Source organism: Paenibacillus oryzae, from assembly GCF_001675045.1.
In the GTDB taxonomy this organism is placed as follows: Bacteria; Bacillota; Bacilli; order Paenibacillales; family Paenibacillaceae; genus Pristimantibacillus; species Pristimantibacillus oryzae.
In genome coordinates, this window is record NZ_LYPA01000026.1 from 1 (window position 1) to 12,274 (window position 12,274).

Below are 12,274 nucleotides of genomic sequence, written 5' to 3' on the forward strand. Positions count from 1 at the left end.
TCAAGGAGATTAAACAGGGCAGTTTCACTCGTTGTTCAGTTTTCAAAGAACAAGCTTTTGTTTCGTTTTGTTCCGTGTGTCTCGCATGTCTCAGCGGCGACTTTTATAATATATCACGGCCCACATATATATTGCAAGCTTTTTTTCATATTTTCTTTTATTTTGTCGAAATTCGCCTGGCCCGCTTATAGTTTCAAAAAATTACTTCATTAATATATCAAAATGTGTACTCAACAATAAACACCCATTTTCATCGAGGCCTATTTGTAGACGGCTTATAAAACAAGCCTTCTCGCCTTGCTTATCTGCGATTTTCCTGGCAATAGAACAAAAAGGCAGTTTCACTTTTCACTCACTTTACCGTAGTTTTACCTCGGTAAATTAAGATATTTAGCACAAGGTAATATTACATCTTATAAAAATTAGGTACTTATACCCGTTAATCATACTTTAGTCCTGTATTTTTCCTAATGAATTTGCTATAATTCCAATAGATGTAAAGCGAGGTGATAATCTCTGTCCGGTTATATGATGTTTACAGAGCTGCAGACTCCTTTGAAGATTTTTGGCATTCGATTGTTTAAAGACGAAGACGGCAAGTACTGGTACAAGTACAAGAACAACAAAAGAAAACGATTATTTTGATTGCCATCCATTCAACATACACGCTGATCTGCAAGAGAACATTTCAAGCTGTTCTGATGGGATTAGTTGCTCAGTAACGGCCTGCAACTAAAAAAGCCCGCTGTATCAGCGAGCTGTTTAAAAGTCTATTTTTATGCTTAGTATTTTTTAGCCGCATTATATTTGCCGGCTTCTTTGATCATCTCTATTTTTTGACTGCCAGCCTTCAAGCCTGCATCCACTGTCGTGTCTATGATGACCCACTTACCGTTTAAATATACTTCATTCCATGCATGATAGACATCCACATAATCTGATTCGCCCATTACAAGCTTGGTTGGAATACCGAGGCTGCGTAGCATTCCTGCAGTCAACGAGGCGTACCCGTAGCAAATATCTTTTCTGGTCGTAAAAGTGCGGTCAATGCTGGGAAGATAGTCTGCCGGCACATTGGCCGCCAATTTTTTATCGTAAGCAACGTTTGCAATGACATAATCATAAACCGCTTTAACCTTTTCTTCGTCGGTTGTTTTTCCTTTTATCAATTTAGCGGCTTGCACAATTGCTTTGCTGCTGCTTGTCCAGCTGATATTTTGAATGGAATTAAGATAAATCGTTTTGTCATCCTTTAAGTTCAATGTTACCGCACTTTGCAGGACGCCTTTATATTTGTTGCCCGATACATGCTCCAGAACAGTAACCTTGTATTCGCCATTTCCCAATTGCAGGGGGAAGGTTTCCTTGGCTTGTCCAGCGATCAGGTTGTAGGTATAGCTTTCCTTGCCCTTGGCAATCATCAGCTTGGTTGAAACAGCAGGTTTTACTTTATAGGAAACAGAAATTGCGCCTTGACCAAGAAGATCCGTGCCAAGCCATTCATTGCTCGCAGCGGCCTTGGCAGAGGAGACTTGTACAGAGGTAAACAGGAGGAATACGGCAATTGCCATCATGATGAATTTACGCATTAAGAAAATCCCCTTTCGGCGGCCAGGCTACCATCCCTAGAGAAGGCCCTATAGCTTTGCGTCCCTACCTTTCGATAGGTTTGCTATTATCGTGTTAGGTTTTCTTTTGTTCAATATTGGCCTATTTTTGTTCAAAAAAGGACCAGAAAAAACAAAAAAAGCATGTCCATTCGGTAGCTGGCTGCCATCAACAGGAAGGCCCTATAGCTTTGCGTCCCTATCTTTCGATAGGTTTGCCATTATCGCGTCTCGCTTTTCTAGTTCTATTCTACCATAAATATGTCACAATTCAATAGATTCATAGAAAAATATACACCCCATCGGTATGGATGTGCCGTATGATGTCGTGCCAGCGAACATCGGCGTCGATGGAGAGAACAATCAAGCCGCCTCTTTGGGCTTATAAGGCCAAGCAGCTGAAGAGCATAAGGAAGCTTGTATACGAACTCTCTCGTAGAAAACGGGCTCGTACTAATGAATAAAAAAAACCCGCCTCCTGGAGACGGGTCCTCGTACCTTTTGATTGCTGCGGGTTGGCAAATAGCCAATTCTGCTATTACTGCTATTACTGCGTTTAACTCATTTTACCAGCCAAAGCTTTGCCGGCGGCCATCTCCGCTTCAAAAGCCTTGCGATACTCCTCAATGATATCCGTGCTATATCCGTTTGAGCTCAAATTTGAGGATATGCCTGACAAAAGAGATTCAAACTGGCTTGTGCAGTTATCCACTTCCGCGCTAATTTCAGCCTTGATTTGCGCTTTGACCGTTGCATCGGTTGCTGCAAGATACTTTTCCGCCATACCGATAAGCTTAGTCTTGCAGCCGTCTCTCAAGCTTTCGAGCGAGCTCTGCGCGTTGGCTGTAATTTGCTCATAGGTAGGTTTGACAGGAACAACCCCTCCGCCATTTCCACCGCCACCGCCGCCGCCAGCTCCGGGTTGCGATCCGGCTCCTGCATTTTCGCCAGCTGCTCCTTCATTTCCGGTTGTACCGCCGCTAGTTCCGTTCGGTTTGCCAGGGTCCTTTTCTTCATTAAATTGCGCCCGGTAAGCCGCAGATTCTCCGTTTACCGTGCGGCTCACGGGGTCCCAATTCATTTCCGTGCCAATTGCTTCGGCAAGGAATCGAACCGGCACATAGATAGCGCCGTCGTAAATGAACATAGCTTGACCTTCCGGCAATGCTTTGGCTTTTCCATTAAACAGCAACGTTGCCTTAATGGTGCGTACCGGCAGCGTTACGCTTTTGAAGGGCTTCGCTTTGCCAGAGCTATTGTCCATAAGCTGCTTTTGAAGCTCCGCCAGCTCTTTTTCATTCGGCTCATCTACGGTTACCTGCAGTTTTTTGCCGTCCCAGCCTACTGTCTGCTGAAGCGCATAAGATATGTAACGAATCGGAAGATATACCCTGCCTTGATAGATAAAAGAATGCTGATTCTCCGGCAGCTTCAGCTCCTGCCCGTCAAATACAAGTCCTACTGCTTGAGTTTTGACCTTAACCACGGTCGGCTTCGAGGCATCGGCAGCCCACACGCCGGCTGGAAGCAAGGCCAGCAAAATCACCATTGCAAAAGTAAGGGCAGCTGCCCGTTTTAATGAACGCACGAATCAATCTCCTTCCTTTCTTTACCCTATTAAACTTATTGTATAGCATAATGTGCCAAACTCCAACCTAACCACTCATAAAAACGGCTTGCCTCCATACTCAAAAAGGGCGGATTGAAGGCTTTCGGCAGCTTTCTTTAATTTTTACCGCAATCCTTTAATTTGTTAGCTGTCGGCAAGGAGTTTATTCCGGTATTTTTAAGATAAGCCTATTTAAAAGGTTATTTAAGTTTAAGGCAGCACTATTAGTTTTGAGGGGGTTCCCGATTCATGGAGCAATTCAGATTGCCGAAAGTGACTATTCCGAGCCTGGAAATGCCAAATGCGGTTCAAGAGGTACTGCGCGAGGCGGAGCAAAAGCTGGCTCATCGACCAAAATTACTTCAGCTGTTCAAAAACTGTTTTCCCAATACGCTTGAAACAACAACAAAGCTGATGCCCGACGGCACTACTTTTGTCATCACCGGAGATATTCCAGCTATGTGGCTGCGCGATTCCGTCGAGCAGGTCATTCATTATGTTCCGCTGGCGGCGAAAGACGAGGAGCTTCAGCGCATTATTGCCGGCTTGATCAAACGCCATATGGAAATGATTCTTATCGATCCTTATGCGAACGCATTCAATGAAAGCGCCAACGATTGGCATTGGAATACAACCGACGAAACGGACATGTCCCCGTGGGTTTGGGAGCGCAAGTTCGAGCTGGACTCCATCTGCTTCAGCATTCGCCTTGCTTATATGTATTGGAAGGAAACCGGCAACGCGGATATTTTTGATGCGGGCTTCAAGCAAGCTATGCTGGCTATTCTGGACCTGTGGCGCACGGAGCAACGCCATTTTGAAAAATCGCCTTACCGTTTTACCCGCAACAACGGTATCCCAACCGATTCACTGCGCAACAACGGCCTTGGCATGCCTGTCAACTATACTGGCATGATCTGGTCCGGCTTCCGTTCCAGCGACGATGCCTGCGACTTCCATTACAACGTGCCTGCCAATATGTTTGCCGTTGTATCCCTTCGTCAAATGGGCGAAATTGCGGAATGGGTTTTCCGCGACATGAAGCTTGTTGAGGAGCTCGCAGCGCTTGAGGCCGACGTGAACCACGGCATCGAGCTTTACGGCATGTATAATCATCCTGAATTCGGAAAAATTTATGCGTATGAAACCGACGGCTACGGCAACTACTGTCTGATGGACGATGCAGGCACGCCTGGCTTGATGTCGATCAGCTATCTGGGGTACGCCGCGGCAGATGATCCTATCTATCTCAACACAAGACGTTTTGCGCTGAGCAAGCATAATCCTTTCTATTACGAAGGCACTGCAGCCAGCGGTATCGGAAGCCCGCATACGCCTCCGGGCTATATCTGGCACATGGCTTTGTCCATGCAAGGCCTGACGGCTACCGACAAGGAAGAGAAGCTCAAAATGATCAACTGGCTGGAAGCCACCGATGCCGATACCGGCTTTATGCACGAAGGCTTCCACTCTGACGATCCAACCCAATTTACGCGCAAATGGTTTGCATGGTCCAACAGCTTGTTCTCCCAGCTCGTTTATCAAGCAATGAAGGATAACCTGCTATGAGCAAATCCATATTGATTTTTGCCGATACTCAGTTTCCCGCACCCTCCAGGGCTTCCCTGGAGGGCGTTCAACAACTAGCGGATTCCGCAGCTCTGGTTCAAGCCGGGCAGCTGGCCGAAAAGCTCGATGCGCTAAATGAAGGCGTATTCGTCAACCTGCATGCTCCCTACTTTCCAAAAGCGGCCTGGGGCAGCATCATCTCGTTTCTTAAACGCGGGGGCGGTTTAATCAGCGTCGGTGGAGCTCCATTCCGCATTCCTGTTGAGCGGACCGATTCCGGCTGGAAAGCCGGCAATGAACAAACGGCCTATCATCAGGAGCTCCATATTCATGAAGTGCTGCCTGTGGATTCCGCACCAGTTGCAAGCTTGTCCGCAAATGCAGACCTCCCGCTGCTTCAAGGCGCGGAAGCGTTGCTCGATATTGAATCAACATGGAATATGGTGCCGCATGTGTCCAAAAGCAGCGAGCTTCCTCATCAAATGGGCTCTGCCGGACCGATGGACGCTCATTTATACCCGCTGCTGAGAGGCGTATCGCAGGACGGCCGTTTCGTCGCAGCGCCCGTTGTCCTTTGGGAAAACACCAAAGGCAAATTTCAGGGCGGACGCTGGCTATTCGTTAACCAGACAATCGGCGAACGCTTCTGGCAAAATGGCGGCGCGAAGCAGCTACTGGCTTGGGCGCAATATTGCGCTGCATCCGTTACCGAGTTTTGGCTCAAGCCAAACTATGCGTCCTACGAGCCGGGCGAGCGGGCCACCCTTACGCTCCAGCATCAATGGCTGGGGCAAGACGGCGGACAAGCCGGTAACAGGGGCGCTTCAGCCACTGGAGCGGCGGTATCGCATCCGGCTTCAGATGCGGTGTATGCAGCTCCGACCAACGATTCGGTTGGCGACAGCCAGGCAGCTCCAAGCGTATTGACAGCTTCGGTTCAGGCCTCTTCGGCCGCCGCAGCCTCTGCGTCAGGACAACTGTGGAGCGTGAGCTTGACCGTGGACTTTGTAAAGTCGGATGCCCTGTCGGCGTTGAATAATGTCCCTGGTCAGGGAGAAGCCGCCGGGCAGCCGGAAGCTGTGCGTCTCTGGGAGCATCAAGAGAAGGTAACCTCTTCCTCACGCTTGTCCTTTAAGCACATCACGCTTCCTTTTGACATCCAAGCCGGCTATTATGAAGTCGTTTGCCGCGCAGAAGCTGCAGCTGGCGAGGTGCGAGTGCTTCGTCAAGGCTTCTGGGGGATGGACCGCGCTTTCTTGGAGCAAGGCGAACCCGTAACTTGCGATCGGGATTACTTTCAAAAGGACGGACGCCCTCTGCCCGTCGTGGGCATGACCTACATGACCTCCGACGTTGCGCGGAAGTTCCTGTTCCTGCCTAACGCGTCGGTATGGAGCCGCGATATGGCGCAGATGAGCAACGCCGGAATCAACTGGATTCGGACCGGCATCTGGACCGCCTACCGCAACATCATGCAAACCGACGGTCATGCCTCGGAGGATGCCCTGAGGGCGATTGACGCCTTCCTGCTGACAGCCAAAAGCTACAACCTGCAGGTGACGTTTACGTTTTTCTCCTTTACACCGGAAACCTGGGAAGGGGTTAACCCGTATCTGGACCCTCGCAGCGTAGAGGCTCAGAAACGGTTTATCGGCGCCATCGTGTCCCGTCATCGGGATACGTCCAATGTGGATTGGGATTTGATCAACGAACCTTCGATGTTTGATCCGGTCCGCATTTTCTCCGATGGCCCGCGCACCTGCGGCGACGTATATGAGCGCGAAGCATATTCGGCATGGCTGCGCCAGCGCCATGGCACGATTGAGGCTTTGCAGGAGAGATGGAATATGACGCCGGTGCAGCTGCCAAGCTTTGAAGCAGCCGCGCCTCCTGAAGCGGAAAAGATCAATTTTGACGTACAGGATATGCATCAGGGCAAAAAGGGGCTGCAATGGCTCGACTACGTCCTGTTCTCGATGGATATGCACAACCGTTGGGCAAGCGAGCTGTACGCCGCCATCAAGGAAGAATGCCCGAACCATATGGTGACGGTCGGCCAGGACGAAGCGCTCGGCGCGCAGCGCCCGTCGCCTTTCTTCTACGGCGAAGCCGTCGATTATACGACGGTGCACTCCTGGTGGCTGAACGATCAGCTGCTGTGGGACGGCATTTTTGCGAAAACGGCGGATAAGCCAAACCTGGTGCAGGAAACGGGAATTATGTACGTGGAAACGCCTGATGGCCGGGCGAAACGCACGGAGCAGGAGCTTCACAATATTTTGGAGCGCAAATATGCCTATGCCTTCGCTGCTGGAGGAGCAGGCGCAGTTCAATGGATCTGGAACACCAACTTCTATATGGACAACGCCAACGAGTCCCATATCGGGGCGCTGCGCGCGGACGGAACGGAAAAGCCGGAGGCGAATGTGTCCTATCGTTTTGGTGCATTTATGGCGGACATCCGCGACCTGTTCCGGAATCGGAAGCTGGAGGACATCGCGGTAGTGTTCCCGTATTCCAACGACTTCTCCAATCGGAAGCTGGCGTTTGAAGCTACAACCGCAGCAACCCGGACGCTCGCCTACGAGCTCAAGCGCAACTTCAGGGGAGTGGGAGAATATCAGCTGGAGGAGCTGGAGCAAAATCCGGCCAAGTTGATTTTATTGCCAAGCCCCCATAACATAGAAGCAGAAGCCTTGAACAAGCTGCTTGATCTGGTCAGCCGTTCAGGCGCAACGCTGCTTCTGACCGGACCTGCGGGTCTGAATGCTTATTGGCATCCGCAAAACACGCTGAACGGCCTGCTTGGCGAACGCCTTCCCGGCAATGTCCGGCGCGAGGAACAGCTGAAGCTGAACGGAGAGGTTTATGCCGCCTCCTTCGGCATGCGCAAAATTGCGCAGCTGGCCAAAGAAGTCCCAGCCTGTGGCCAAAATGGACCAAACGAGGTTGTAACGGCGGCGCACGGCGTCGGCAAGCTGATCTGGTGTCCGCTGCCGCTGGAGCTGAACGACCGCGGCGAGGCGCTTTCCGCGCTGTATCGCTATGCGATAGAGCAATCGGGCTGCGAGGAAGAGCTGCAATGGCTGGAGGGCGGTTCCCTGCCGGGCGTTTATGGACGCAAGCTAAGCTTTGATGATGGCGCATTGTTTGTGTTCGTATCGGAGTTTGGGCAGGATGCCGATATTTCAGTCAACGACAACGCAACGGGAAAAACGTACTCCTTCAAGCTTGAAGAGGAACGCTCCGTCCTGTTCGCGGTCAACAGCAATGGTGATCTTTTGTCCGTGTACAGACCGCTTGAGGTGCATATTCAGACAACCTGAGGCAAGCTTCAAAACCGCATGGCCACTCAAGCAGGACTGACAGCTAGAAACAGACGTTGACAGCAGGCCAAGGTTACACATGCACAGCAAAAGCTAACCTTCAAGGTAGCAGACATCCACAGCAAGAGCGTACGTTTCCAGCAAGAACTACTAGTACAAAATGCGAGGTGCGACATGACAGCAAAGAGAACGGCTCATTTGATTTCCCACACCCACTGGGACCGGGAATGGTATCTGCCTTACGAAAAACATCATGTATTGCTTATCGAACTTATGGATACCCTGCTCGACACCATGGAGCGCGACCCTGAATTCCGCAGCTTCCATCTTGACGGTCAAACCATCATCATCGACGACTACCTGCAAGTCCGTCCCGAGAAACGCGAGCTGCTTACCAAATACATTAAGGAAGGCCGCATCCAGATTGGACCTTGGTACATTCTGCAGGATGCTTTCCTGACCAGCAGTGAAGCCAACGTGCGCAATATGCAAATCGGTCATGCCGACGCCCGTCCTTACGGACAGCTGGCGCGTATCGGCTATTTCCCTGACACCTTCGGGAATATGGGACAGGCTCCGCAGATTCTGAAGCAAGCGGGCATCGACAATGCGGTATTTGGACGCGGCGTCAAGCCTACCGGCTTTAACAATACCGTTAGCGATGGCGATTATGAGTCCGCCTTCTCCGAGCTGATCTGGGAAGGACCGGATGGCTCACGCGTGCTTGGCGTGTTGTTCGCCAACTGGTATTGCAACGGAATGGAGGTTCCCGTCGATCCGGCGGAAGCCAAGGTTTATTGGGACAAAAAGCTGGAAGAGGCCGAAAAATATGCCGCTACCGGACAGCTGCTCTTCATGAACGGCTGCGACCACCAGCCTGTACAAACTGATCTCAGCCAGGCGCTGGCAGAGGCGCGCAAGCTGTATCCCGACACCGAGTTCCTGCATTCCAGCTTCGAGGAATATTTGACTGCGCTCCGCAATGCGCTGCCGGACGAGCTGTCGGTTGTTAAGGGCGAGCTGCGCAGCCAGCGCACGGACGGCTGGTCCACGCTGGTGAACACGGCTTCGGCGCGTGTTTATCTGAAGCAGATGAACCAGGCGGGACAAACGCTGCTGGAGAAAGTAGCGGAGCCGCTTGCTGCTCTGGCTTACTGGTCCGGCGCGGATTATCCGCATCACCTGTTCACCTATGCATGGAAAACGCTGATGCAGAATCACCCGCATGACAGCATTTGCGGCTGCAGCGTAGACGAGGTTCACCGCGAAATGGTTACTCGCTTCGACAAGAGCCGCCATGTCACGGAAACGATTGTAGATGACGCATCCCACTACCTGGCGGGCAAAACAAATACCTCCGCTTTTGCCGCTTATGGCGAAAATGCTCTGCCTTTTGTTGTGTTCAACAGCACGGGCTGGGAGAGAAGCGGCGTTGTGGAAGTGGAAATCGACATCGCGCGCATTTACTACCGCGACGGCGAGCCGCTTAACGTTATGAACCAAAAAATGAAGACGCTGGACATCTCCGGACGCGTTCTGGTGGATGCGGGCGGCAAAGCTTTGCCTTGCACAGTAACCGATCTTGGCCTGCAATTCGGCTACGACCTGCCGAAGGACAAATTCCGTCAGCCTTACATGTGCCGCAGAGTGAAGCTTTCCTTCCACGCCGACAACGTTCCGGCGCTGGGCTGGGCAGCTTATGCTTACGTGCTGGCACAAGGGAACCAAGCAGCGACGGCGGCAGCAAGCGGAGATGCATCGGCTTCCGCTATCAGCCCGGACGCCATTGCTGGCGACGGCTTCCTGGAAAATCAATGGCTGCGCGTCGATATTGCGGTGGATGGCTCTTACTCTCTGAAAGACAAAACGACAGGCCGCGTCTACACCGACCTCGGCGTATATGAAAATACAGGCGACATTGGCAACGAATATATGTACAAGCAGCCTAACGGCGAGGTTGCCCTGCTGACAAAAGGCCTTCAAGCAACCATTGAAGTGCTTCAGCAAGGCGGCGACAACGCATCCATCTCTATCGTGCATCAATGGGAAATCCCTGCAAGCGCTGAAGAAGGCTTCGAGGATGAGAAGCAGGAGGCTGTTTATTTCCCTGAGCGGACATCACAGCGCTCCAAACAAACGGTTCCTTTTACAATCCGTACCGTGCTGAGCATCTCCCGTTCGTCGAAAGCGCTGGATGTGGAAACCAGCTTCAATAACCAGGCCAAAGATCATCGCCTGCGGGCTCTGTTCCCAACCGATATTGCTGCTGCAACGCACAATGCGGACGCCATCTTCGAGGTGGCTGTACGCTCCAACGAGCCTGCAGCGGAATGGACGAACCCTAGCAACTGTCAGCATCAGCAAGCTTTTGCCGATGTTAGCGGTGAAGGCGCTGGTTTGACGGTTGCGAACCAAGGCCTGCATGAATACGAGGTGCTGCGCGATGGACGCAATACGATCGCCGTTACACTGCTGCGCGCTGTGGCTGAGCTTGGCGACTGGGGCGTTTTCCCGACGCCTGAGGCGCAATGCCTGGGCGAATCTACGGTTCGCTTGAGCCTGATTCCTCATGGCGGCAACGGCGCTGAGAACGATGCTTACGCATCGGCCTATCAATACCAAGCAGGCTGGGTGGCTTGCCAGACAGACCTGCACGAGGGCACATTGCCTGCAATCGGCTCCGGCTTGAGCTGGAACGGAACGGGCGTTGCATTCTCTTCCATGAAGGTTAGCGAGCAAACGGGCGACATCATGCTGCGCTGGTTCAACATGCAGCAGAAGCCATCGGAGCTGCAAGTACGGATTTCCGGCCAGCCTGGAGCTGCCGCCTCCCTGTACAAAAGCGACATTCTGGAGCAAGTGGGCGCCGAGCAGCCTAAGCAAGAGGCTGGAAAAGATGCTGCCGCTCAGGCAGCTGCTTGGACAACGGCCGTTGGCCCTTGCGAAATTTTGACGCTTGGACTGGTTCCGGCTTCTGCTAGCCAGAAGTAATAGTGGCTTGGCTGGGGTATAAACCTGCCGGACGCAACCGGCATCTACTGACCAGCCAACTAACCAAGAGCCAGAGCCAAGGGCCAGTGCCAGCAGACTAGAAGCAACCGGCTAGTGCCATTCGGCCAGTAGCATCAAAACAAAAACAACCGGCTAGTGTCGTTCGGCCAGTAACAACCGACCAGGGGAGCTCTTACGGACATTCGTGACTGTTAGACATCGTTTTTTCTAGAAATCCGATGTCTGGCGGACATTTTTGACCGTTAGAGCTCTTTTTTTCTCGATTTGCATTGGTTTTTTGAGAGTGGCGGACAAAAATGTCCGTTACCTTTGGTCATTTGGGCTATTTGCCTATTTGGCGGTCAAAAATGTCCGTTAGCCGGTATGAAGCATCGACAGATTACTGCGGACGGGCAATCAACGAGAGCGACAACGACAAGATATTTGTTACTTCAAAACACATTTGTTACTCCAAAATACTATGCCCAACATAACAACGCTACGTGCGCGGTAAAGCTATGCCTGGCAACTCAACTTACCTACGCTCTCTGCACTATACCAGTAACTCTACTCACTTGCGCTCTGCTCCACTATTCCAGGTAACTCAACCCATCTACGCTCTGCCCCACCATTCCAAGTAACTCAACTCGCCTACATTCTGCTCCACCATTCCAAGTAACTCAACTTACTTACGTTCTGCTCCACCATTCCAAGTAACTCAGCTTACCTACGTTCTGCTCCACTATTCCAAGTAACTCAACTTACCTACGCTCTCTGCACTATACCAGTAACTCTACTCACTTGCGCTCTGCTCCACTATTCCAAGTAACTCAACTTACCTACGCTCTGCTTCACTAGTCCAGGCAACTCAACTAACATACGTTCTGCTCCACCATTCCAAGTAACTCAGCTTACCTACGCTCTGCTCCGCAATTTCTAGCAACTCAACTCACCTACGTTCCACTCAACCCCAACTACGTAGTGCAGGCTAACGGCAAAGCTCCTGCAAGTTAAGCTTCAGCTCAGCCCAGCTCCTGCAAGCTAATCTAAAGCCCCGCAGCAAGCGTGGGTTTAAGCACTCCACCTGTACGCGGCAGCATCCCGAAAAAAAGCGTTCAATCTCCGCCAATAGGCGGAAATTGAACGCTTTTTTATTGCAGACCTGTCACAGC

The 12,274-nt window shown here is 51.4% G+C and carries 5 protein-coding genes and 2 riboswitches; of the genes, 3 read left to right on the forward strand and 2 right to left on the reverse strand.

From position 1 onward, the window contains the following. Positions 1–782: 782 nt before the first annotated feature. Positions 783–1,589, reverse strand: a complete 807-nt coding sequence (locus A7K91_RS01995; RefSeq protein WP_068679153.1) for a transglutaminase-like domain-containing protein — start codon at positions 1,587–1,589, stop codon at positions 783–785. Between the two features lie 14 nt (positions 1,590–1,603). After that, positions 1,604–1,684, reverse strand: a riboswitch (cyclic di-GMP riboswitch). 74 nt (positions 1,685–1,758) lie between these two features. After that, a riboswitch (cyclic di-GMP riboswitch) is annotated at positions 1,759–1,837 on the reverse strand. 326 nt (positions 1,838–2,163) lie between these two features. Then, positions 2,164–3,195, reverse strand: a complete 1,032-nt coding sequence (locus A7K91_RS02000) for a copper amine oxidase N-terminal domain-containing protein (protein WP_068679155.1) — start codon at positions 3,193–3,195, stop codon at positions 2,164–2,166. A 270-nt stretch (positions 3,196–3,465) separates the two neighbouring features. Here A7K91_RS02000 and A7K91_RS02005 point away from each other — a divergent pair, with 270 nt between their 5' ends. The 3 genes from A7K91_RS02005 (at position 3,466) to A7K91_RS02015 (ending at position 11,102) form a co-directional block, all read left to right on the forward strand. Further along, positions 3,466–4,785, forward strand: a complete 1,320-nt coding sequence (locus A7K91_RS02005; RefSeq protein ID WP_068679156.1) for a glycoside hydrolase family 125 protein — start codon at positions 3,466–3,468, stop codon at positions 4,783–4,785. Further along, entirely contained in the window at positions 4,782–8,111 is a 3,330-nt protein-coding gene (locus A7K91_RS02010) for a beta-galactosidase (protein WP_245697168.1), read from the forward strand. The genes A7K91_RS02005 and A7K91_RS02010 overlap by 4 nt, the downstream gene beginning before the upstream one ends. A 174-nt stretch (positions 8,112–8,285) precedes the next feature. Then, positions 8,286–11,102 (forward strand): alpha-mannosidase, encoded by a 2,817-nt coding sequence (locus tag A7K91_RS02015; RefSeq protein WP_068679158.1) that lies wholly within the window; start codon positions 8,286–8,288, stop codon positions 11,100–11,102. Positions 11,103–12,274 lie beyond the last annotated feature (1,172 nt).